We start from the raw sequence: 23,156 nt of genomic DNA, 5'->3' as shown, positions 1-23,156 counted from the left end.
GTTGTCGGGGGTCGGGGGCACCATGGTGTCGTGGACGTCCTGGACCGCTTCTCCCCCGCCACCCGTGACTGGTTCACGGGCGCCTTCGAGGGCGCAACCCCGGCGCAGACCGGGGCGTGGGAGGCGGTCGCCGAGGGGCAGCACGCGCTGGTCGTCGCGCCGACGGGGTCGGGCAAGACGCTCGCCGCCTTCCTCTGGGCGCTCGACCGGTTGGCCACGACGCCGCCGCCCGACGAGCCGACGCGCCGCTGCCGCGTCCTCTACGTCTCGCCGATGAAGGCGCTGACCATCGACGTCCAGCGCAACCTGCGCTCCCCGCTCGCCGGGCTGGGCCAGGCGGCGCAGCGGCTCGGGCTCCCCCGCCCCGACGTCACGGTCGGCTCGCGCACCGGCGACACCCCCGCCGACGAGCGGCGCGCGTTCAACCGCACCCCGCCCGACATCCTCGTCACCACGCCGGAGTCGCTGTTCCTCTTGCTCACCTCCGCGGCGCGCGAGTCGCTGCGCGGCATCGACACGGTGATCGTCGACGAGGTGCACGCCGTGCTCGCCTCCAAGCGCGGGGCGCACCTCGCGCTCAGCCTCGAGCGCCTCGACGACCTGCTCGACGCCCCCGCCCAGCGCATCGGGCTCTCGGCCACCGTCCGCCCGATCGACGAGGTCGCCGCGTTCCTCGGCGGCGGGCGTCCGGTGCGGGTGGTCGCGCCGGAATCGACGAAGACGGTGCAGGTCCGGGTCGAGGTGCCGGTCGAGGACATGGCGGCGCTCGACAGCGGGGGCGACAACAGCTCGGGGCCGGGCGTCGAGGAGGAGGTCGAGGGGTCGGCGGCCGGCGCCGCGCAGCGGGCCTCGATCTGGCCCGCGGTGCAGGAGCGCATCCTCGACCTCGTCGGCGAGCACCGCTCCACCATCGTCTTCGCCAACTCCCGGCGGCTGGCCGAGCGGCTCACCGCGCGGATCAACGAGCTGGCCACCGAGCGGGCGCAGGCCGCCGAGGCCGACCGGCCGCCCGTGGAGCTCGACGGGCCCACCGACGACGAGGCCGACGAGCTCGCGCCCGTCGTCGGGCCGTTCCCGGCCGAGGCCGTGGGCCAGTCCGGGACGGCCGAGCCCGCCGAGGTGATCGTCGCCCGCGCCCACCACGGCTCGATGAGCCGCACCCAGCGCACGCAGGTCGAGGAAGCCCTGAAGTCGGGGCACCTGCCGTGTGTCGTCGCGACGTCGAGCCTGGAGCTGGGCATCGACATGGGCGCGGTCGACCTCGTGGTGCAGGTCGAGGCGCCGCCATCGGTGGCCAGCGGGCTGCAGCGGGTCGGGCGCGCGGGGCACCAGGTCGGCGCGGTGTCCACCGGAGTCGTGATGCCGAAGTACCGGGGCGACCTCGTCTCCTGCGCCGTGGTCGCCGAGCGCATGGCCGGCGGGGCCATCGAGGCGATGCACTTCCCGCGCAATCCCCTCGACGTCCTCGCCCAGCACGTGGTGTCGATGACGGCGATGGAGCCGTGGTCGGTCGACGACCTCACCGCGCTCGTCCGCCGGGCGGCGCCGTTCGCCGGCCTGCCCGATTCGGCGATGCAGGCCGTGCTCGACATGCTGGCCGGGCGCTACCCGAGCGACGACTTCGGCGAGCTGCGTCCGCGCATCACCTGGGACCGCGTCACCGACCAGCTCTCCGGCCGCCCGGGCGCGCAGCGGCTCGCGGTCACCAGCGGCGGCACCATCCCGGACCGCGGGCTCTACACGGTGGTGACGCCCGGGTCCGGCGAGGGCGGGACGGGCGGGTCGCGCGTCGGCGAGCTCGACGAGGAGATGGTCTACGAGTCCCGCGTCGGCGACACCTTCCTGCTCGGCTCCACGAGCTGGCGGGTCCTCGACATCACCCGCGACCGCGTGGTGGCCGAGCCGGCGCCCGGCGTGCCCGCCCGCATGCCGTTCTGGAAGGGCGACGCCCTCGGCCGCCCGCTCGAGCTGGGCCGGGCGCTCGGCGCGTTCGTGCGCGAGCTCTCCGCGGCCGACGACGACGCGGCGCGGGAGCGCGCGCAGGCCGCCGGGCTCGACACCTGGGCGACCGACAACCTGCTGGCGTACCTGCGCGAGCAGAAGGAGTCCACGCGCCACGTCCCGAGCGACCGCACGATCGTCGTCGAACGCTTCCGCGACGAGCTGGGCGACTGGCGGCTGGTCATCCACTCGCCGTTCGGCGCCCAGGTCAACGGGCCGTGGGCACTCGCGATCGCGGCGCGGTTCCGGGAGACCCGCGGGCTCGAGGTGAGCGCCGCGTCCGCCGACGACGGCATCGTCCTGCGCCTGCCCGACGCCCTCGACGACGCCGGCGAGGAGATCCTCCCGACCGCCGAGGACGTCCTGCTCGACCCGGACGAGGTCGAGCAGGTGGTCACCGCGGAGGTCAGCAACTCCGCGCTGTTCGCCTCCCGCTTCCGCGAGTGCGCGGCCCGCTCGCTGCTCCTGCCGCGCCGCGACCCGACGCGGCGCACACCGCTGTGGCAGCAGCGCCAGCGCGCCGCCCAGCTGCTCTCGGTGGCGAGCCGCTTCGAGCAGTTCCCGGTCGTGCTCGAGACGCTGCGCGAGTGCCTCCAGGACGTCTACGACGTGCCTGGCCTCGTCGAGCTCATGCGCGACGTCCGCTCCCGCGGCGTGCAGGTGGTCGACGTCGCCACGACGAGCGCGTCGCCGTTCGCGCGCACGCTGATGTTCGGTTACGTCGGGATGTTCCTCTACGAGCTCGACGCGCCGCTGGCCGAGCGCCGGGCGGCGGCGCTGTCGCTCGACTCCGCGCTGCTCGCCGAGCTGCTGGGCTCGGAGGCGATCCGCGAGCTGCTCGACGGCGAGGTGCTCGCCGAGATCGAGGGCCAGCTGCAGCGCACCGACCCGGAACGCCGGGTGCGGGACGTCGAGGGCGCCGCCGACCTCCTGCGCTTCGTCGGCGACCTCACCACCGCCGAGGCCGCCGCCCGCGGGGTCGCCGAGGAGTGGCTGACCGAGCTCGAGGCCGCGCGGCGGGCGATCCGCGTGCGCGTCGCCGGCGAGCAGCGCTGGATCGCCATCGAGGACGCCGGCCGCTTCCGTGACGCCCTCGGCGCGGGTCTGCCGGTCGGGGTGCCCGAGGCGTTCACCGAGCCGGTCACCGATCCGCTGGGCGACCTCATCGCCCGCTTCGCCCGCACGCGCGGGCCGTTCCCGGTGGCCGCGCCGGCCCACCGCTTCGGCCTGGGCGTCGCCGTGGTCGGCGGCGTCGTCGACCGTCTGGTGTCCTCGGGGCGCCTGGTGCGCGGCGAGCTGCGCCCGGACGGCGCCCCGCCCCTGCCGGGCGTGCCCGCCGACCTCGTCGGCACCGGCCCCGACGTCTGCGACGCCGAGGTCCTGCGCCGGCTCCGCCGGGGCTCGCTGGCGCGGCTGCGCGCCGACGTCGAGCCCGTCGAGCCGGCGGCGCTCGGGCGGTTCCTGCCCGCGTGGCAGGGGGTCGGGCGCCGCATCCGGCGGGCGCCCGGACCCGACGACGTGCTGGGCGTGGTCGAGCAGCTCGCCGGCGCCCCGATCCCGGCGAGCGCGCTCGAGAGCCTGGTGCTCCCGGCACGCCTGCCCGGCTACTCCCCCGCGCTGCTCGACGAGCTGACCAGCGCCGGCGAGGTCACCTGGACCGGTTGTGGCACGCTCGCCGGCGGCGACGGCTGGCTGGCCGTCGCGCCGACCGACCTCGCCGACCTCCTGCTGCCCGACACCGAGCCGGACCTCGTCGACACCCCGCTGCACCGCGCGCTGGCACACACGCTCGACGCCGGCGGGGCGCTGTTCTTCCGCCAGGTCTCCGAGCGGGCCCAGGCCGTGCTGCGTGAGGGCGGCGCGGCGGAGACGGAGCTGCCCGACGACGCCACGCTCGTCGCCGCGCTCTGGGACCTGGTGTGGGCGGGGCTCGCCACCAACGACACGCTCGCGCCGGTCCGGGCGCTCGTGTCCGGGGGCGGGTCACGGGGCTCCGGCTCGCGCGGCTCGTCGGGCGGTGCCCATCGCCAGCGCCGCACGCCGTCGCGGGGTCGCTACGCCCGGCTCGGCCGCGCGCCGATGCCGTCGCGCACCGGGCCGCCGACCGCCGCCGGGCGCTGGTCGGGGGTGCCGGCGCGCGAGGAGGACCCCACCCGCCGCGCCCAGGCCCGCACCGAGGCGTTCCTCGAGCGGCACGGCGTGCTCACCCGCGGCGCGCTGGACACCGAGCGCGCCACCGGGGGCTTCGCCGGCATCTACCCCGTGCTGCGCGCGATGGAGGAGTCGGGGCGTGCCCGGCGGGGCTACGTCATCGAAGGTCTCGGGGCCGCGCAGTTCGCGGTGCCCGGGGCCATCGACCGGCTGCGGGCGGAGTCGCGGGACGAGGACGCCGGCGGCGAGCCCTCGGCCCTCGTGCTCGCGGCCACCGATCCCGCCCAGCCGTGGGGCGCGGCGCTGGAGTGGCCCGCCACCGTGGGCGACAGCGGTCACCGGCCGGGCCGGAAGGCCGGCGCGCTGGTGGTGCTCGCCGACGGCGTGCCCGCGATCTACGTCGAGCGGGGCGGCAAGTCGTTGCTGAGCTTCACCACGGCCCGCGAGCCGCTCGCCGCCGCGGCCTCCGCGCTCACCACGGCCGTGCGCGAGGGCTGGCTGGGCAGCATCGCGGTGGAGAAGGCGGACGGCTCGGGCGCCCTCGACGGCGTGCTGGCCGAGGTGCTCACCGAGGCCGGGTTCCGGCACAGCCCGAAGGGCCTGCGGCTACGGGCCTGACAGGGCCGGCTCACCCGGCGTCGGTCCCGCCCTCGTCCGGCCGGTGCCCCGCACCGTCCCATGGCCGGAGCGCACAGCCCGGGCTGCCGGGGTCGCAGCCGAGGCGCGGGAGCCGGGCCGCAACCCCGCCGGCCCCGCGCTCCACGGCCCGCGCGATCTCGGTGAGGAGGCCGTCCCGGTCGGCGTCCGGCGACGCCGCCAGCCAGCGCTGCCGGACGGTGACCTCCTCCTCCGGCTCCCAGGGCCGCCCGCTCCGGGGCGGGCGCGGTGGCTGGACGGGGTGGCGGTACGGGAACGGCACGACGGTGGGGTCGTGGTACCCGTCGGGGTCGCCGTCGCCGAGGTCCCCGGGCTGCAGTCGCTCGTCGGGGTCCCAGAGTCCGTAGCGCCGGTGGTCGTCGACGTGACGGTCGTACCGCCACGGCTCGGATGCGCCCCGGGGCTCGTGGACGTCGGCCCACGCGGCGCGCAGGGCGGCGACGAGGGCCCGGGCCGGGACCTCCACGGTCACCGGGTCATCGGTGTCGCCGTCGAGGCCGGGCGCGGGCCGGATTTCGAGGTGGGCGGTCTCGCCGAACACCTCCACGATCACCGCGTGGGTGTCGGCGGGGATGTGCAGTGCACGGATCGTCATCAGCGCAGGCTCCGACGCCGGGCGCGAGGCCAGGTGTCGTTCGGCCGACGTTGTGGACGGCCGCGTCCGACCGTCGACCGAACGGCCGGCGACGCTGCCCCGGCCGGACGCGTACGACGTCCACCCGGACACCGGTCCCTCCACAGGGGACCTCCCCGCGCGCGCTCGCGCCGCCCACGGCAGGCTGGAGACGCACCGTTCCGGCCCGATGGACGAGAGCGAAGGACACAGGGAGAGCGATGGCGCTGGCGTGCCCGACGTGTGAGGAAGCCGCCGCCGAGTACCTCGGCATGGCCGACGACGGCCGCAACATGATGCGCTGTACCAGCTGCGGGCACGAGTGGGTGCTCGGCGCCAAGCCGGTCTCGCCGCGGGCGGTCAGCCAGACCACGCGTGCGCGCAGCACCAGCTCGTCGGCGGCGGGCAAGAGCAGGACGAAGAGCACGACGAGCCGTCCCCCGACGCGCTCCTCGGACTCCGTGACGCGCTCGGCCGGCCGCACCGCCGGCACACGCGGACCGGTCCGCGAGCGGGAGCGCCGCCCGCTCGAGGACGTCGACACCGCCCAGGCCCGGTTCACCGCCACCGCGGCCGACGTCCCGGCCGAGCGCTGGCGGGTCATCGAGGCCCTGCGGAGGGAGTTCCTCACCGACTTCCCGCACCCCGACGAGGAAGCGGGCCGCTACCGCGACGTCTACCGGCAGGCGTTCGAGGCCGACGCGCTCCCCTACACCACCCCGCTCGCGCTGAAGGACTTCGCCAACAGCAAGGTCGTCGCCCGGCCCGGCAACATGAGCCGGTTCAACGACGAGTGGCGGGCGCTGGGCAACCAGCGCGCCGCCGAGGCGTTCCGCGGCGTGGTCTCCCACCTCCTGCGCGGCGACGACCCCGCGGCGCCGGAGGACCGGCTCACCGAGCTCATCGTCTCCGACGACGCGCCCGCGATGCCGGGCTTCCGCGAGGCGATGCTGACGCGTGTCCTGTGCATCGCGGAGCCGGAGCGGTTCCTGCCGATCCTGCTCTACACGAGCTCCGCGGGCGGGAAGCGCGAGATCGCGCGCCAGGTGTTCGGCATCGAGCTGCCGGCCCCGGAGACGACGTCGCAGACGATCGGCCGGCTCGCCTACTGGAGCAACGACCTGCTCGTGGAGCTGATCGGCGACCGGTTCGTCGACCTCGACCACGCCCGCCAGTTCCTGTGGTGGGTCAAGGACCATCCTGATCTGGGGTAGCGCGCGCGAGGCGTGAGCGGCGCCGGCCGTACGCCAGGTACACGACGAGGCCGACGAGGAACCACGCGGCGAAGCGCAGCCACGTCACCGGGTCGAGGAACGTGATCAGCCACAGCGAGAAGATCACCCCGATGATCGGGACGACCGGCATCCCCGGGCACCGGAACGAGCGCGGCAGGTCGGGGCGGCGGTAGCGCAGCACGACCACGGCGATGCACACGACGACGAAGGCCAGCAGGATGCCGATGTTGGTCAGCTCGGCGGCCTCCCCGATCGGCAGGAAGCCCGCGATGAGCGCGGCGGCGACGCCGAGGACCCAGGTGATGCGGTTCGGCACCTGGTGCTTCTCGCTGGTGCGCCCGAACCACTCCGGGAGCAGCCCGTCGCGGCTCATGGCGTAGCCGACGCGGGTGGCGCCCATGAGGAAGGTGAACAGCACGGTGAGGATGCCGAGGATCGCCCCGACGGCGACCACGAGCCCGACCAGCGGGAGGCCGATGTCGGCGAACGCGCTGGAGAACGCGGCCTCGCTGTCGATCCGCGTGTAGTCGACCATCCCGGTCAGCACCAGGCAGGCGAGGACGTAGAGCACCATCGAGATCGCCAGCGACCAGAGGATCGCCTTCGGCATGTGCCTCTGGGAGTCCTGCGACTCCTCGGCCGCGGTGCTCATCGCGTCGTAGCCGAAGACCGCGAAGAACACCGTCGCGGCGCCGGTGAAGATCCCGGCGATCCCGAACGGCGCGAACGGGCTGTAGTTGCCGGCGTCGATGTGGAACGCGCCGACCACGACGACCAGCAGCACCACGGCGACCTTGAGGTACACCAGCGCCGTCTCGGTGCGCGCCGCGTTGCGCATGCCGCGGTTGAGGATCCACGCGATGAGCAGGCACAGGAGCATCGCGAACAGGTCGACCTTGTGCGTGCCGGGCGGCACCCCGTCCGACTCGGTGCCCGGCGCGCCGAGCATCCACTCCGGCAGCGAGACGCCGAGGAACCCCAGCAGGTCGTTGAAGTAGCCCGAGATGCCGATCGCGACGACGGCGACGATCGCCGTGTACTCGAGCAGCAGGTCCCAGCCGATCAGCCAGCCCACGAGCTCGCCCAGCACGACGTAGCCGTAGGTGTACGCCGAACCGGCCCGCGGGATGAGGCCGGCGAACTCGGCGTAGGAGAAGGCCGCGGCGGCGCTCGCGACCCCGGCCACGAGGAACGAGATCAGCACCGCGGGCCCGGCGGTCTCGTTGGCGACCTGCCCGGCCAGCGAGAAGATGCCGGCGCCGATGATCCCGCCGACGCCGATCGCGGTGAGCTGGCGCAGGCTCAGCGTCCGCGCGAGACCGCTGCCCGCGTCGGGGGCCTCCTCGATCTGCTCGACGGGCTTGCGCCGGAGCAGGGCGGCCGCGAACCCGGGGCGGGACGGCGTGGACGTCATCGCCCCATCCTGCGGTGCCGGAGCGTCGCGGACCAGACACAGATTTCACACCTGGCCCGCCCGGTCCCCGGAGAAGCGAACGCGCCGTTCGCTGCTTCTAGCGCAGCGAACGGCACGTTCGTTCCGGAGGGGCGAGCCGGTACCCGCGCCCCACTGGGTGATCAACGGGGACTTTCGACGCCTAGAAGCAGCGAACAGCACGTTCGCTGCACCAGCCCGGGCTTAGGACGACCCGACGTACCCCAGGCGGGTCGAGAGGTCCTCGGCGGCCGTGCGGAGGTCGGGGACGATCGCGCGTGCCCGCCGCCGCGGCAGCCGGTACGACGGGCCGGCCGCGCTCAGGGCGGCGACGACGTCGCCCGCGGCGCCCCACACCGGCACGGCCACCGCGTGCAGGCCGACCTCGAGCTCCTCGAACGAGCGCGCGTGCCCCTCGTCGACCACCCGTGCGAGCTCGGTGCGCAGCGCGGCGGGCTCGGTGATCGTCGACTCGGTGTAGCGGGGCAGGCGGCGGCGCAGGAAGGCGCGGCGCTCCGGGTCGCTCATGTAGGCCAGCAGGACCTTGCCGGCGGAGGTCGCGTGCAGCGGGGTGCGCCGGCCGACCCAGTTCTGCGTGGTCACCGACGCGGTGCCGAACTCCTGGGTGACGTTGATGGCCGCCTCGCCGTCGTGGATCGCGAGGTTGACGGTCTCCCCCACCTGCTCGGCGAGCTGCTGGCAGGTCGGCTGGCCGAGGCGCGCGATGTCCATGCGCCCGGTGGCCGACGCGGCGAGACGCACCACCGCGAACCCGAGCGCGACCCGCCCGCGGTCGCCGAGCTGCTCGAGCATCCCGCGCCTCGCGAGCGCCGCGACCAGCCGCGAGGCCGTCGACTTGTGGACCCCGAGCTCCTCGGCGAGCTCGGTGATGCCGACCTCACCGCGCTCGGCGACCACCTCGAGAGCCGTCACGGCCCGGTCGACCGAGCGGACGAGCGACGGCTCGCTCCGCCCGCGACCGGTCCCGTCGGAGTCCTGCGCGGGATCCGGTCCAGAGCCGTCGTCGGTGTCCGTCATCGCCCACCATCCTCTCCGATCGGGCAGGCCCGGCCGAGGAGCGGGGGTCCGGAAAGCGAACGCATTGCCCCTTCTGGTTGCGGAACACGCAACCCTACCGCGTGTCAGCGCGTCTGGCGCTGCTCCCGCGTGGGCACGCCGTTCGGCCCACCGAGATCGACCGCATAGGTGCCGACGCCGACCGCCATCGCGTCGAGCATCCGGTCGAGGGCGACGCGGTCGATGTTGGCGATGGTGTCGCAGGCCTGGTGGTAGCAGCGGTCGTAGGCGACGCCCGCCTGCCCGCCCCAGAGCGTGGCCTCCTCGGGGGTCTTGATCTCCTCCGCGCCGGAGAACAGCCCGCCGGACGGGATGCCGGCCTCGATGAAGGGGCCGTAGTCGGACCGTCCGTCGAAGTCGGTGCCGCGCGGCTGGACGCCGGCCGCGGTCAGGGCCCCGGCGAGGGTGCGCTCGATCCCCTCGGAGCCGCCCGGTCCGGGGGGCGCGCCGACGCGGTCGGAGTCGTCGCCGTCGTAGACGAAGTAGGCGGGGTTCGGCGACCCGAGCATGTCGGCGTTGAGCAGCACGGCGATGTCGCGCCGCGCCTCGGGCGTCAGGCCCTGCACGTAGGCCGTCGACCCGAGCAGCCCGACCTCCTCGGCGCCCCACCACGCGAAGCGCACGGCGTTGGTCACCGGCGGGGCGCCGCCGAGGCGCACGGCGAGCTCGAGCTGCGCCGCGGAGCCCGAGCCGTTGTCGTTGATCCCCGGTCCCTCGGGCACCGAGTCGAGGTGGGCGCCGGCCATGACGACCTCGTCGGTGCGCCCCGTCGTGGTCTGGGCGACGACGTTGCGCGTCGTCACCGTCTCCGACTGCGTCACGAGGGTGACCGTCGCCGGCTGGCCCGCCCGCGCGAGCAGCGCGTCGAAGTCGGGCTGCACGAGCCCGCCGGTCGGCAGGCGACCCTCGGCCACGGATCCCAGGGTGCCGCCGAGCGGGCCGGGGGCGTTGTTGCCGACCAGCACGGCCGCGGCGCCGACCTCGGCGGCGACCTGCTGCTTCTGCGTGAACGTGCAGGCGCCGCGGCGGACCAACAGCACGCCGCCGCGGGCGGGCAGGTTCGCGTAGTCGGTCGCCTCGCAGCCCGGCGTCGGGTCGCCCGGCGCGTCGGGCGCCACGACGAGGGGGCCGGTGACGCCCTGCGGCGGCGTGGTCGGCGAGTACGTCAGCGCCGTGACGGCCGGTCCGGGCGCGCCACCGATCGCGAGCGTCTGCGCCTGGGCGGAGAAGGTGTCGAACGGGAAGCTCGGCGTCTCCACCCGGTAGCCGGCCGCGCGCAGCTGCCCCGCGACGTACTCGACGCTGGCCTCGTAGCCCGGCCGGCCGGCGGCGCGGTTGCCGCCGTTGGCGTCGGCGATCCGCTGCAGCTCCTCGAGCCGGGCGAACGCGCCGTCGCCGGTGACCTGCTCGGCGAGACGCCGGGGCAGGCCGGGGTCACCGGTCGGCGCGGGTCCCGGCGACGACGGCGGAGGCGCGGTCTGCTCCCCGCCGCTGCCGGTGCTCCCCCCGCAGGCCGCCAGCACGAGCAGCGCGCTCAGGCCAAGGGCCGCCACCAACCGACGACCGCCCCGCCGCGTCCCGATCATGCTCACGGACCGTAGCGGATGGCACCACGGCGGCGCGCACCGCTCAGGCCGGGTCGAGCGTCGTCGACCAGAGGCCGACGCCGTCGGCGTCGCGGAGGTCGACGCGCAGGCGCCCGCCGGAGATCGTCACCTCCCCGAAGTGCTGGAACCCCTCGGCCGGGGAGACGTCGGCGCGGTCCGGCGCCCGCACGAACACCTGCTGCGGGGCGAGCGTCGGGTCGAGGGGGCTCGCCGGGAACGCACCCGCGTGCGCCGGTCCCGAGACGAACTCCCAGAACGGGTCGGCGGCGATGCCGGCCTGCTCAGGGGTGTAGAGGTTCGCCGCGGTGTAGTGCACGTCGGCGGTCAGCCAGACGGTGTTGCGGACGCCGCGCTCCCGCATCCCGGCGAGCAGGCCGGCGATCTCGCCCTCCCGTCCGCCCGGGGCCCCCGGCGCGCCGTTCGCGACCGCCTCGATCCCGGTGCCGCCGTCGCGCACGACGATCCCGAGGGGCATGTCGGCGGCGATGACCTTCCACGTGGCGCGCGACGCCGCGAGGCCGTCGAGCAGCCAGCGCACCTGCTCCGCGCCGAGGATCGGCGACGGCCCGGGCGCGGCCGCCGCGGGGTTGGGGCCGCGGTGGCTGCGCATGTCCAGCACGAACACGTCGAGCTGCGGGCCGTACGGGACGCGCCGGTAGACGCGGCCCGCGGGGTCGGCGGACCGCCCCGGCTCCAGCGGCATCCACTCCGCGAACGCCTGCGCGGCGTGGCCGGCGAGCACGTCGACCCGCCGCTCCCGGTCGTACTCCGGGTCGGTGAGGACCTCGCCCGGGTACCAGTTGTTGGTGACCTCGTGGTCGTCCCACGACGCGATCGTCGGGACGGCCGCGGCGAACGTCCGGTACGGCACGTCGAGCAGGTTGTAGGCCCACTGGCCCCGGAAGCCGTCGAGGTCCTGGGCGACCGCGGCCTTCGCCGGCGTCACCACGTTGCGCCAGGTGCTCACGTCGGGCAGGACGATGGTCTCCTCCAGCGGGCCGTCGGCGTACACCGTGTCCCCGGAGTGCAGCAGGAAACCGGGCTCGCGGGCCCGCATCGCGTCGAACAGCCGCATCCCCCCGCGGGCGGTGTCGATGCCCCAGCCCTGGCCGACGACGTCCCCGGTCCAGACGAACCGCACCTCCCGTCCGTCGGTGGGCGCGGGCCGGAAGCTGCCGACGACCGGCTCCGACGAGGCCCGTCCGTCGTCGGCGCGCACGCGGTAGAAGGTGACCGGGCCGGGGGCGGCGGGGATCCGCACGCGCCCGGTGCCGTCGGCGGACGGGACGAGGTCGGGCCCGGTGATCGTCCGGGCGTCCCGGAACGAGGGGTCGGAGGCGACCTCGACGACCATGCGCGCGGGGCGGTCCGCCCGGGTCCACACCAGGCCGGAGTCGGCGGTGACCTCGCCGGACTGCACGCCGTGCGTCAGGACGGGGCGGTCGCTGCGCACCAGGGCCGCCGATCCGGGGGCGCCGGAGGAACAGGCCGACAGGGCCGCGACCCCACCCGCGGCGGTGGCGAGCGACAGGACGCGGCGCCGGCTGAGCGAGGGCGACATGACGGGCAGGGTCGACGACCCGCCGTACACGGCGGTGAACGCGCGGTGAGCGGGAGGAGGATCCGGGCCCGGAGCGACCGGTTTCACGTCGCGAGGGCCTCTTCCCCGGGAATCACCCCGGGCTACTGTTGGTTGGCACAGCCAACGATCGCCGTCGTCCCGAGGAGGGTGCGTGCCCCACGCCGAGGTGCGAGTGGCACAGCAGGCTCAGCTGGACCGCACCGGGCCCAGCCCGGCGCTCGTGGTCACGGTCCTGTCCTCGGTGGGCCTGGTCGCGTCGCTGTGCATGACGCTGGTCGTCCCGCTCGTGCCCCGGCTCCCCCAGCTGCTGTCGACGTCGTCGGCCACCGCGTCCTGGGTGATCACGGCGACGCTGCTCGCCGGCGCGGTCGCGACCCCGATCGCCGGCCGCCTCGGCGACATGGTCGGCAAGCGTCGGGTCCTCGTCGCTACGCTCGGGCTGCTCGTCGTCGGGTCGGTGCTCTGCGCGGTGACGTCGGACCTGGTGCCGGTGCTCGTCGGGCGCGCGCTGCAGGGCGTCGCGGTCAGCGCGGTCCCACTCGGCATCAGCCTCATGCGCGACACGCTCCCGCCCGCGCGCCTCGGGTCGGGGATCGCGCTGATGAGCGCGACGCTCGGCATCGGCGGCGGGCTCGGGCTCCCGCTCGCCGCGGTGATCGTCGAGATCGCCGACTGGCACGCCCTGTTCTGGGTCGCCGGCGCTCTCGGCCTCGCGGGCCTCGTGCTCGTGGCCGTCGTGATCCCGGAGTCGTCCACGCGCTCGGGCGGGCGCTTCGACGCCGGCGGGGCGGTGGGCCTCTCGATCGGCCTCATCGGCCTGCTGCTCGCCGTGTCCAAGGGCGGCGAGTGGGGCTGGGGCAGCGCGGCGACGCTGACCTCGGCCGGTGTCGCGGTGGTCGCGCTCGTCGTGTGGGCCCTCTACGAGCTGCGGGTCCGCGATCCCCTCGTCGACCTGCGCCTCAACGTCCGCCGCGCGGTGCTGCTGCCCAACCTGATCTCGATCCCCGTGGGCGTCGCCATGTTCACGGGCATGGTCGTGTTCCCCCAGCTGCTCTCGGCGCCGCTCGCGTCGGGCCACGGGCTGGGGCTGAGCCTGCTCGTCGCCGGGCTGACGCTCGCGCCGAACGGGCTGGTCATGATGCTCATGTCGCCGGTCACCGCGCGGGTGTCGGCGGCCTGGGGCCCGCGGGCGTCGCTGCGGATCGGCCTCGTCGTCATCGCCGTCGCCTACGCCGCGGGCACGATGCTGCTCTCGGCGGCCTGGCAGGTCTCGGTGGTCATCTCCGTGATCGGCGCCGGCGTCGCCCTGGCCTACGGCGCGCTCCCCGCACTGATCATGCGGGCGGTCCCGACCACCCGGACCGCCGCCGCCAACGGCCTCAACACCCTCATGCGCTCGATCGGCACGTCGACGGCGTCCGCGGTGGCCGCCGTGGTCCTGGCCGCGTCGACCGTGCCGGTGGAGGGCACGCTCGTCCCGTCGCTCGGCGCGCTGCGCACGACGCTGCTCATCGCCGCCGGGTGCGCGGTGCTCGCGCTGCTGGTCAGCCTGGCGGTGCCGAACCTGCCCGAGCCGACCGAGCACACCGAGCAGGTCGGGCACACCGAGCAGGTCGGGCACACCGAGCACACCGGCCGGATCGAGCACGTCGAACGGATCGGCCCCGCGGAGACCGCGACGTCGCTGGTCCGCGGACAGGTGCTCCACGACGACGGCGGGCCCGCGGCGGGGGCGCGGGTCACCCTGGTCGGGCACGACGGCCGGCAGGTCGCCGTCGCCCCGGTCGACGGCGACGGGGCGTTCGCCGCCGACCCGGGGACGGACCGCCCCGTCCTGCTCATCGCCGGCCTCGCCGGGGCGCGGCCCACCGCCGTGCACCTCACCCCGGGCCAGGACACCCTCGACCGCCCGCTCGTGCTCGCCCGCACCCCCGACCCGCTCGCCGACGTCGCCGGCTACACCCCCGCCGCGGGATGCGGCCCGCGCGGCTGACGCGACCCGTCCGGGGTTTGTGTGGCCCCCGACACGTGGCACTCCCCGGACGTCCCCGACGACGGAGCCGGAGGAGCCCTTGTCCACCGACGACACCCCTGTCGTGGCCGTCCGCCAGGCCACCTCGGCGCTGCGGGCCGGCACCGTCGCGCGCGAGCTCGACGCCCAGGACCTCGCGCTGCTCGGCGTCGAGGCCCGCGGCCTCGTCGAGCAGCTCGTCGACGTGCTGCAGAGCGTCGACCGCGCCACGACCGACCCGCGCGACCCCCACACCCGCGACCTCGGCACCCTGCGCGAACGCCTCGCGTCGGCCCTCGCGCCCGTCGACGTCGCCGCCGGCGACCCGCGCGACGGCGTCGGGCCGGCCGTCCCCCACGACTGATCCGCTGATCCGCACGCCGCGGCCCGCGGTGGGACGATGACCGGGTGCCGGAGGGTGACACCGTCTTCCTCGCCGGCCGGCGGATGCACGACGCCCTCGCCGGCCGGGAGCTGACGCGCGGGGAGCTGCGGCACCCGCGGCTGGTCGAGCACGACCTCGCCGGCCGCACGGTGCTCGAGGTGATCAGCGTCGGCAAGCACCTGTTCACCCGCTTCGACGACGCCACGAGCCTGCACAGCCACTTCCGCATGGACGGCACCTGGCACCTGTACCGGCCCGGCCGGCCGTGGCGCGGCGGCCCCGAGCACTCGATCCGCGCCATCCTCGAGGTGCCCGACCGGGTCGCCGTCGGCTACCGCCTGCACGACCTCGAGCTGCTGCCCACCGACCGGGAGGGCGACCTCGTCGGGCACCTCGGACCCGACCTGCTCGGCGACGACTGGGGACCGGAGGCCGAGGCGGAGGTGGAGCGCCGGCTGCGCGCCGACCCCGCCCGCGAGCTCGGCGCCGCCCTGCTCGACCAGCGCGTGGCCTGCGGGGTCGGCAACCTCTACAAGGCCGAGGTCTGCTTCCTGGTCGGCGTCTCCCCGTGGACCCGCGTCGGCGACCTGTCCGACAAGCAGGTGCACGACGCCGTCGCGTGGTCCCGCAAGCTGCTCCTGCGCAACGCCTGGCGTCCCGAGCAGTCGACCACCGGCGACCTCGGGGGCAACGCGCAGCACTGGGTGTTCGAGCGCGGGGGCCGCGGCTGCCGGCGCTGCCGCGACGTCGTGCGCACCGCCGGGCAGGACGACGGTTCGCCGGACCGCGAGGACCGGATCGCCTACTTCTGCCCGACCTGCCAGCCCGGCCCGCACCCGCAGCTCCCGCCCCGGCGCGCCGGACGGCGCCCCCAGCAGCAGTCCGGTCGCCAGGCGCGCTACGGCTGAAACCGGGCGGGTCCACACTCGCGCGATGGCCCCCGCTCCGCCCGGTCGCGAGCACGAGACGGCCCTGCTCGTCTCCGCGCTCGACGACGCCTGCGCGGGCCGCGGCACCGCGGTGCTCGTGGTGGGCGAGGCCGGGATCGGCAAGTCGACCCTCCTGTCCGCGCTCCTCGACACCGCCGAGCACCGCGGGGTGCCCGCGCTCCTCGGCCGCGCCGGCGGGGACCTCGGCACCCCGGCGTTCTGGCCCTGGCTGCGCCTGCTCGGCAGCCCCGCCGCCCGGGCGCACGGCCTCGACCCGGCCCTGCTCGACCTCGCCGCCGGCGACGACGACCCGGAGGGCAGCGACGCGCGGGCCCGCTTCCGGGCGATGGCCGACGCAGCGGACGCCCTCGCCGCGGCCGCGGCGCACGGGCTGGTGGTGGCCCTGGAGGACGTGCACGCCGCCGATCCGGCCTCGCTCGCCCTCCTGCACCACCTGGTCGGCGAGGTCGTGGCCACCCGCGGGCCGCCGCTGGTGCTGGTGGCGACGTCGCGAGAGCCGGTCCCCGCGGGGCTCGACGGGGGCGCGTCGCTCGTGCTGCGCCCGGGACGGCTCGGGCGCGCCACGGTCCGCGACCTGCTGCGCCGGCGTGACGGCGGCGAGCCCGCCGACGCCGTCGTCGACACCCTGCTGCACGTGAGCGCGGGCCACCCCCTGCACCTGCGCGAGCTCCTGCGCGCCCCCGAGCTGCACGCGGAGGCGGTCGCACCCCTCGTGCGGCGCCGTGTCGCCGCGCTCTCGACCGGCGCGCGGGACCTGCTCGCCACGGCGGCCGTCGCCGGCGAGGACGTCGAGCTCGACCTCCTCGGCGACCACCCCGCCGCCCTCGCCGAGGTGCTCGCGGCGACCCTGCTCGTTGAGGACCCCCGGGACGCCGGACGGGTGCGCTGGTCCCACGCCCTGGTCCGCGCCGCGTGCCACGACGGGCTCGCCCCGGCGCGTCGCCGCGACGAGCACCGCCGGCTCGCCGACGCCCTGCCGCCGGCCCGTGCGGGCGAGGTGGCGGGCCACCGGCTCGCGGCCGCCGACTCCCCCGCGGGACGCGCGGCCGCGGCGATCGCCTGCCGCGCCGCCGCCGCGGCCGCCACCGCGAGGCGGGCCCCCGACGACGCCGCCGCCTGGTACCGGCGGGGCCTGGAGGTCACCGACGACACCGTGGCGCGCGCCGAGGTGCGGCTGGCGCTGGCCCGGGCGCTGGTGCGCGCGGACCGGACCGTCGACGCCCTCGACGAGGGGGTCGCGGTGCTCGATGTCGCCGAGGACGCCGGGCGCACCGACCTCGCCGCCGCCGCGGCCGTCGTGGTGCGCGGGGTCGGTCCGGACCTGGTCGCCGGACGGGTCGAGGGGCTCGTGGCGCGCGCCGGCGTCCTGCTCGACGGCGAGGACTCGGCCCGGCGGGCACGGGTGCTGGCGCAGGAGGCCATGGTCGCGGGGGTCCGCGGGCGCACCGAGGAGGCCGCCGAGATCTCGGGGCGGGCCCTCGCGATGGCCGACCGGCACGCCGACGACCCCGACGGCGCCGACGCGGTCCTGCACGCCCTGCACGCCCGCTACGAGGTGTGCGGGGGTCCGGGGCTCGTCGAGGAGCGGCTCGCCGTCGGCCGCCGCACCATCGCCCTCGGCACGGCGACGCGACGTCCGGAGGCCCTGGTGTGGGGCCACGTCTGGCGCGTCGACGACGCCTTCGAGCTCGGGGCGCTCGACGTCGTCGACGCGGGGATCGACGCCCTCGCCGGCGTGGCCGAGCGGCTCGGCGGCACCCTCGCGCGCTGGCACGAGCTCCGTGCCCGCGCCGCGCGCGCCCACCTCGTGGGCCGTTACGACGACGCGTTCGCGCTGGCGCACCGGTTCCGGGAGGTCGGCCGACGTGGCCAGGACCCGACGGCGTCGTCCCTCTACGAGGCCTTCGTGAGCCTCCTGCACCGCGACCTCGGCACCCTCGCGTCGTGGCGGCCCGACGAGGAGGCCATGGCGCTGATGCGTCACGTCCCCGTCTTCTGGGCGACCGGCGGCATCGCCTTCCTCGAGCGCGGCGACCACGACCTGGCCCGCACCCTGTACGACGAGCTCCGCGCGCACCTGTTCGCCGTTCCGCTCACGAACCGCTGGAAGCCGATCATCTGTGCCGGGAGCGAGCTCGCCGTCGCGTTCGGCGACACCGAGGTGCTGCGGTCCGTGCACCACCAGCTGCAGCCGTTCACCGCGCTGCGCGGCGACAGCAGCACGGGCGCGCCCGGGCCGGTCGCCCGCTTCGCCGCGCCCGTCGCCCGGGTGATCGGCGAGCACGACGACGCCGTCCGGCTGGCCGAGCAGGCCGTGACGTCGGACCGCCGGCTCGGCGCCGTGCCGGGACTGGCGCGCTCGGAGCTGGAGCTGGGCCGGGCCCTGGTGGCGCGGGGCGCCGCCGGTGACCGCGAGCGCGCCCGCCGGCCCCTCGAGGACTCCCGGACCGCGGCGCGCCGCCTGGGCCTGCGCCCGACCCTGGACGGCGCGTCGACGCTGCTCGGCGAGCTCACCGGGCTGGGGCCGGGTGCGGGGTCCCTCACGGCGCGCGAGCGCGAGACCGTCGCCCTCGTCGTCACCGGCCTGGCCAACCGGGAGGTCGCCGCCCGCCTCGTGGTCAGCGAGCGCACCGTCGAGAGCCACGTCCGCAACGCCCTGGCCAAGCTCGGGCTGCACAACCGCACCCAGCTCGCGGCGTGGGCGGCCGACGCGCTGCCCTGAGCACTCCGTACCGCGATCTGCGTGCCAGCACGCAGGCCCAGCGCGGTACCGCGGCGCCACGCTCGACGGCATCCACCCAGCACACCGAGAGGACGTGGACGCCGTGTTCGCCCGACTCCAGACCGTCAAGAGCCTGCCCCCGACCGACGACCCCGACGTGCACCGCCGCGCGCTCACCGACATCCTGCGCCGCCACGCCGGCTACAGCGGGGCCTACTTCATGGTCTCCGGCCCCACCGCGATGCGGGCGCTCGTCACCCTGTGGGCCACCGAGGAGGACGCCCGCGCCGCCTCGGAGCGCACCCGCGCCGCCGCCGGGGAGACCGCACCGCCGGTCACCATCGACGAGGACACCGTCTACGAGGTCGTCGACGACGAGCCCGGCGCCTCGGCGGACGCCGCGCCGGCCGTGGCGGGCCTCGCGACGTTCGACGGGCCGTTCAGCGACGCCGCGCGGGCCACGATCGACCGCGTCCACCGCCGCGACATCATCCCGGCGGCGCGAGCGGTGCCCGGCACCGTGCGTCTCATGGTGCTGTGGGACCGCCTGTCCCGCTCGATGCGGGCGCTGCTCCTGGCCACCGAGCGTCCGGTGCTCGACGCGGCGCGGGTCGCGATCGACGCCACCGACCCCGGCGCCGGGGAGGACCCGGCCCTCGTCTCGCCGCCGGACCGGATGGACACCTGGGAGGTCGCGGGCGCCGACGTCCCCGTCACGGGTGCATCCGCGCGCCCTTGACGACCTGCGCCGACCCCGGACGAACGAACGGCGCTCTCGCTGCTTCCGATGCAGCGAGAACGCCGTTCGTTTCTCAGATGGGGCGGGCGCGCACTCCCCGCCCACCGCTCAGTTCTGGCGCGGCACCTGCTGCTGCGTGGGCTGCTGCTGGGGCTGCGCGGGCTGCGCCGGCTGGACCTGCGGCTGGGCGGGCTGCCCGGCGCCGACCTGACCCTGACCCTGGCCCATCGAGGCACGGATCTGGTCGAGACGGCTCTTGCCGGCGTAGTCGCGCGAGGCCGCCTCGACCTCGAGCATGCGGCCCTGCACGCTGTTCTGCGCGAGCTCGGCCTGCCCGAGGGCGGTGGAGTAGCGGCGCTCGATCTTGTCGCGCACCTCGTCGAGCGACGGGGTGTTGCCCGGCGCCGCGACCTCGCTCATCGAGCGCAGCGACGCGGAGACCTGCTCCTGCATCTTGGCCTGCTCGAGCTGGCTGAGGAGCTTGGTGCGCTCCGCGATCTTGGTCTGCAGCGTCTGGGCGTTGCGCTCCACGGCCTGCTTGGCCTGCTGGGCGGCGCCGATCGACTGGTCGTGCAGCGTCTTGAGGTCCTCGACGTTCTGCTCGGCCGTGACGAGCTGCGAGGCGAACTGCTCGGCGCTCTGCTCGTAGCGCTGAGCACCCTCCTCGTCGCCCTTGGCCCGGGCGTCGTCGGCCATGACGAGGGCCTGGCGTGCCGAGGCCTGCAGCTTCTCGATGTCGGCGAGCTGGCGGTTCAGCTTCATCTCCAGCTGGCGCTGGTTGCCGATCACCGACGCGGCCTGCTGCGACAGCGCCTGGTGCTGACGCTGCGCGTCCTCGATGGCCTGCTGGATCTGGACCTTCGGGTCGGCGTGCTCATCGATCTTCGATGAGAACGCCGCCAGGAAGTACCGCCAGGCCTTGACGAAGGGGTTGGCCATCTGCTCCCGCCCAACTCATGATGTCGATCCGGCTCAGGCGGCCACATCCGCGCCTGGTCTCTCCGACCATCGTCTCACCTCCCCGCGGAGGCTTCCACCGACCCGCCGGACCCGACGATCACGCCGTCCACCGCGCGCACCAGGGGTTCACACCGAGCACACGGGATCAGGCGGCGAGGCACACCACGGTCGCCGCGCGCGGTCCGCCGATGCTCCCCGCGAGCCCCACGAGGCGCACGGTCGTCGCTCCCTCGACGGGCGCCACGACCTCCTCGGTGTCGTCGCGGACCGGGGTGCCCTCCGGCTCGGGCAGCGCCACCGTGCGCGGCGCGGCCGGCTCCGCGGGCTCCGGCGGCGTCGGGATGCGCGCCGACATGCTGGCCCCCGCGCCGTCCCCGGCGTCCGGCTCGAACGCCTCCTCCACCGCCGAGCGCAGCTCGGGATCGACACCGGCGTCGACACCGGCGTCCCCCTCGAACGCGCTGCGCCCGCCGGTCCCGGCACCCACGGGCACCCGGCGCGGCGTCGGCCGCATGGTGTCGGCGACCTCGTCGAGCAGCTCGGGCAGCGGCAGGCCGAGCGCATCACAGATCGCGGCCAGCAGCTCGCTCGAGGGCTCCTTGCGGCCCCGCTCGATCTCCGAGAGGTACCCCAGGCTGACCCGCGCCTCTCGCGAGACGTCCCGCAGCGTGCGGCGTCGCTCGGTCCGGGCGCGCCGGATGGTCCCGCCGATGGCCTCGCGCAACAGCAGCGACATGCCACACCTCCCAGCCGGTCATCCGTCTCGACGACCGTGTCCGTCCACCGTACCGAGATCGACGCGGTGGCGACGGCGCGTCGGGTCCGGGGCTGTTCGTCCTGAGCGAACAGCCGCGGACCTGCTCAGGACGCGCGTGCCCGCGCCCGCAGGCGCAGCGCCCGGACCAGGTAGTCGACGCCGGTGACGACGGTGACGACGACCGCGGCCACCATCAGCACGGCGACGGCCGGGGCGACGACGTCGGGCAGCGGCATGATCGCGAGCCCGAGGGCCAGCGTCTGCACCACGGTCTTGATCTTCCCGCCGCGGCTGGCCGGGATGACGCCGTGGCGCAGCACCCAGAACCGCAGCAGCGTCACGCCCAGCTCGCGGACGGCGATGGTGATCGTCACCCACCACGCGAGCTCACCGAGCATCGACAGCCCGACCAGCGCGGCACCGGTGAGGGCCTTGTCGGCGATCGGGTCGGCGATCTTGCCGAAGTCGGTGACCAGCCCCCAGCGCCGGGCGAGGTCGCCGTCGAAGGTGTCGGTGAGCGACGCGATCGCGAACACCGCGAAGGCGGCCCAGCGCCACGTCGCGCTCTGCCCGTGGTCGACGAACAGCACGACGAGGAAGACCGGCACCAGCACCAGGCGCACGACGGTCAGCGCGTTCGCGATGTTGACCAGCGGCACGGGGGTCGCGACGACCCCGGTCGGCCCGGTCGAGGCGGCGGACGCGGCCGGCTGCCCGCCCGGCCCCCGCGTGGTCACCGGGCTCCCGCCGCGACGGGCGCGCCGGGTGCGACGGGCGACCCGCCGTCGCTCCCGAGGACGCCCAGGGCCTCGACCACCAGGTCGATGCCCTCCGCGTCGACCACCCGGCCCGTCACCACGACGCCCGGGGCCAGCCCGTCGAGCACCTCGTCGTCTCCGAGGAGGGTGCACTCGCCGTCGACGTCGGGCCCCTGGTGGGCGGCGCGGCCGACCCAGACCGGCTCGTTCCCGTCGTCCCCGTCCTCGCCGTCCTCCTGACGCTCGACCAGCACCTCGACGGTGGTCCCGACCCGGCGGGCGGCCCGGTCCTCCGCGACGTGCTCGGCGAGGCTCGTGATCCGTTCCACGCGGGCGGCGATCTCGGTGGCGTCGATCTTGCCGGGCAGCCCGAGGGCCTCCGTGCCGTCCTCGTCGGAGTAGCCGAACACCCCGACGGCGTCGAGCTCGGCCTCGGCGAGGAACGCCTCGAGCTCGGCGAGCTCCTCCTCGGTCTCCCCGGGGAAGCCGACGATGACGTTGGAGCGGATGCCGGCCTCGGGGTCGAGCGCGCGGATCTCGCGGCAGAGGGCGAGGAACGTCTCGCGGGAGCCGAAGCGCTTCATGCGGCGCAGCACCGTCGCGCTGGCGTGCTGGAAGGACAGGTCGTAGTACGCCGCGACCCGGGGCGTCTCCGCGATCGCGCGCAGCAGCGGCGGGCGCACCTCCGCGGGCTGCAGGTACGACACGCGCACCCGGCGCATCCCCGGCACCGCGGCCAGCTCGCCCAGCAGCCGCTCGAGCGCCCCGCCGGCCGCGCCGCGGGCGTCGATGTCCTTGCCGTAGGAGGTGGAGTTCTCGCTGACCAGCAGCACCTCGGCGACGCCGTGGTCGGCGAGCCAGGCGGCCTCGGCGACGACGTCGGCCGGGTCGCGGGAGACGAAGGCCCCGCGGAACGAGGGGATCGCGCAGAAGGTGCAGCGCCGGTCGCACCCCGAGGCCAGCTTGAGCGGGGCGACCGGGGCGTCGTCGAGGCGCCGGCGCGGCACCGTCGGCACCCACTCGTGGCCGGGGATCGAGCCGTCCCGGACCGCCTCGGGGCGCTTCACCGGGCTGATCGGCAGCAGCGTGCGCCGGTCGGTCGGCGTGTGGGAGGCGAGCGGGCGTCCGGCGAGGACGTCGTCGAGCCGGGAGGGCAGGTCGCCGTAGTGGTCGAAGCCGAGCACCGCGGCCGCCTCGGGCAGCGCCTCGGCCAGCTCGGCGCCGTAGCGCTCGGCCATGCACCCGACCGCGACGACCTTGGCCGTGCCGCCGCCGGCGGCCAGCACCGCGTCGACGGAGTCCTTCTTGGCCTGCTCGACGAACGTGCAGGTGTTGACGACGACGACGTCGGCGTCACCATCAGCGCCGTCGGGGGACGCCGCGACGTCCCAGCCCTCGGCCGCGAGACGGCCCGCCAGCTCCTCGGAGTCGACGTCGTTGCGGGCGCACCCGAGGGTCACGAGCGCGACACGCGGGTGCTCGGGGGCACGGGGGGAGCGCTCGACCACCTCCCCAGCCT

The 23,156-nt window shown here is 75.8% G+C and carries 15 protein-coding genes and 1 pseudogene; 7 read left to right on the top strand and 9 right to left on the bottom strand.

Going from position 1 to position 23,156, the window contains the following annotated elements; genetic code table 11:
- The first annotated feature begins 30 nt into the window (after nucleotides 1–30).
- Entirely contained in the window at nucleotides 31–4,770 is a 4,740-nt protein-coding gene (locus WCD41_RS28540; RefSeq protein WP_337718634.1) for an ATP-dependent helicase, read from the top strand.
- 10 nt (nucleotides 4,771–4,780) lie between these two features.
- Here WCD41_RS28540 and WCD41_RS28535 read toward each other — a convergent pair whose 3' ends face one another.
- Nucleotides 4,781–5,404 carry a hypothetical protein gene (locus tag WCD41_RS28535; RefSeq protein ID WP_337718633.1) on the bottom strand — a complete coding sequence of 208 codons (624 nt, stop codon included), beginning with the start codon at nucleotides 5,402–5,404 and terminating at the stop codon, nucleotides 4,781–4,783.
- A 239-nt stretch (nucleotides 5,405–5,643) separates the two neighbouring features.
- On the opposite strand from WCD41_RS28535, the gene WCD41_RS28530 reads away from it, so the two are divergent.
- Nucleotides 5,644–6,636 (top strand): hypothetical protein, encoded by a 993-nt coding sequence (locus WCD41_RS28530; protein ID WP_337718632.1) that lies wholly within the window; start codon nucleotides 5,644–5,646, stop codon nucleotides 6,634–6,636.
- Here the strand turns inward: WCD41_RS28530 and WCD41_RS28525 are convergent.
- From WCD41_RS28525 to WCD41_RS28510, 4 genes are all read right to left on the bottom strand, one after another.
- Nucleotides 6,611–8,071: an amino acid permease gene (locus tag WCD41_RS28525; RefSeq protein WP_337718631.1), complete on the bottom strand. Its 1,461-nt coding sequence runs from the start codon at nucleotides 8,069–8,071 to the stop codon at nucleotides 6,611–6,613. The genes WCD41_RS28530 and WCD41_RS28525 overlap by 26 nt on opposite strands.
- A gap of 222 nt (nucleotides 8,072–8,293) precedes the next feature.
- Nucleotides 8,294–9,127 carry an IclR family transcriptional regulator gene (locus WCD41_RS28520; RefSeq protein WP_337718630.1) on the bottom strand — a complete coding sequence of 278 codons (834 nt, stop codon included), beginning with the start codon at nucleotides 9,125–9,127 and terminating at the stop codon, nucleotides 8,294–8,296.
- A gap of 104 nt (nucleotides 9,128–9,231) precedes the next feature.
- Nucleotides 9,232–10,752 (bottom strand): M28 family metallopeptidase, encoded by a 1,521-nt coding sequence (locus tag WCD41_RS28515; RefSeq protein WP_337718629.1) that lies wholly within the window; start codon nucleotides 10,750–10,752, stop codon nucleotides 9,232–9,234.
- A gap of 43 nt (nucleotides 10,753–10,795) precedes the next feature.
- On the bottom strand, nucleotides 10,796–12,334 hold the full coding sequence (locus WCD41_RS28510) for an alkaline phosphatase D family protein (protein ID WP_337718628.1): 1,539 nt from the start codon (nucleotides 12,332–12,334) through the stop codon (nucleotides 10,796–10,798).
- 193 nt (nucleotides 12,335–12,527) lie between these two features.
- Between WCD41_RS28510 and WCD41_RS28505 the strand changes: the two genes are divergently transcribed.
- The 5 genes from WCD41_RS28505 to WCD41_RS28485 all read left to right on the top strand — a co-directional run bounded on the left by WCD41_RS28505 (nucleotide 12,528) and on the right by WCD41_RS28485 (nucleotide 19,162).
- The gene (locus tag WCD41_RS28505) at nucleotides 12,528–14,348 is read left to right on the top strand and encodes an MFS transporter (protein ID WP_337718627.1); all 1,821 of its coding nucleotides are present in this window, start codon (nucleotides 12,528–12,530) and stop codon (nucleotides 14,346–14,348) included.
- Nucleotides 14,349–14,427: 79 nt separating this feature from the next.
- Nucleotides 14,428–14,730 (top strand): hypothetical protein, encoded by a 303-nt coding sequence (locus WCD41_RS28500; protein ID WP_337718626.1) that lies wholly within the window; start codon nucleotides 14,428–14,430, stop codon nucleotides 14,728–14,730.
- Nucleotides 14,731–14,774: 44 nt separating this feature from the next.
- Nucleotides 14,775–15,659, top strand: coding sequence for a DNA-formamidopyrimidine glycosylase family protein (locus tag WCD41_RS28495; protein ID WP_337718625.1), 885 nt, complete (start codon nucleotides 14,775–14,777; stop codon nucleotides 15,657–15,659).
- 25 nt (nucleotides 15,660–15,684) lie between these two features.
- Complete coding sequence (locus tag WCD41_RS28490; protein ID WP_337718624.1) at nucleotides 15,685–18,423, top strand: ATP-binding protein; 2,739 nt, start codon at nucleotides 15,685–15,687, stop codon at nucleotides 18,421–18,423.
- Between the two features lie 94 nt (nucleotides 18,424–18,517).
- Nucleotides 18,518–19,162 carry a hypothetical protein gene (locus WCD41_RS28485; protein ID WP_337718623.1) on the top strand — a complete coding sequence of 215 codons (645 nt, stop codon included), beginning with the start codon at nucleotides 18,518–18,520 and terminating at the stop codon, nucleotides 19,160–19,162.
- Nucleotides 19,163–19,270: 108 nt separating this feature from the next.
- Here the strand turns inward: WCD41_RS28485 and WCD41_RS28480 are convergent, their stop codons facing one another.
- The 4 genes and pseudogenes from WCD41_RS28480 to rimO form a co-directional block, all read right to left on the bottom strand.
- Nucleotides 19,271–20,101, bottom strand: a complete 831-nt coding sequence (locus WCD41_RS28480; protein WP_337718622.1) for a PspA/IM30 family protein — start codon at nucleotides 20,099–20,101, stop codon at nucleotides 19,271–19,273.
- A gap of 541 nt (nucleotides 20,102–20,642) precedes the next feature.
- Nucleotides 20,643–20,858 (bottom strand): annotated as a pseudogene (locus tag WCD41_RS28475) (helix-turn-helix domain-containing protein); the annotation flags it as partial.
- A gap of 125 nt (nucleotides 20,859–20,983) precedes the next feature.
- Complete coding sequence (gene pgsA / locus WCD41_RS28470; RefSeq protein ID WP_337718685.1) at nucleotides 20,984–21,538, bottom strand: CDP-diacylglycerol--glycerol-3-phosphate 3-phosphatidyltransferase; 555 nt, start codon at nucleotides 21,536–21,538, stop codon at nucleotides 20,984–20,986.
- A gap of 74 nt (nucleotides 21,539–21,612) precedes the next feature.
- The gene (gene rimO, locus WCD41_RS28465) at nucleotides 21,613–23,145 is read right to left on the bottom strand and encodes a 30S ribosomal protein S12 methylthiotransferase RimO (protein WP_337718621.1); all 1,533 of its coding nucleotides are present in this window, start codon (nucleotides 23,143–23,145) and stop codon (nucleotides 21,613–21,615) included.
- Nucleotides 23,146–23,156: the final 11 nt, after the last annotated feature.

The organism is Actinomycetospora aeridis (genome assembly GCF_037400275.1).
GTDB classification, from domain to species: domain Bacteria; phylum Actinomycetota; class Actinomycetes; order Mycobacteriales; family Pseudonocardiaceae; genus Actinomycetospora; species Actinomycetospora aeridis.
Note: the sequence above shows the minus strand (reverse complement) of the source record. Positions and strands in the feature narration are given on the sequence as shown.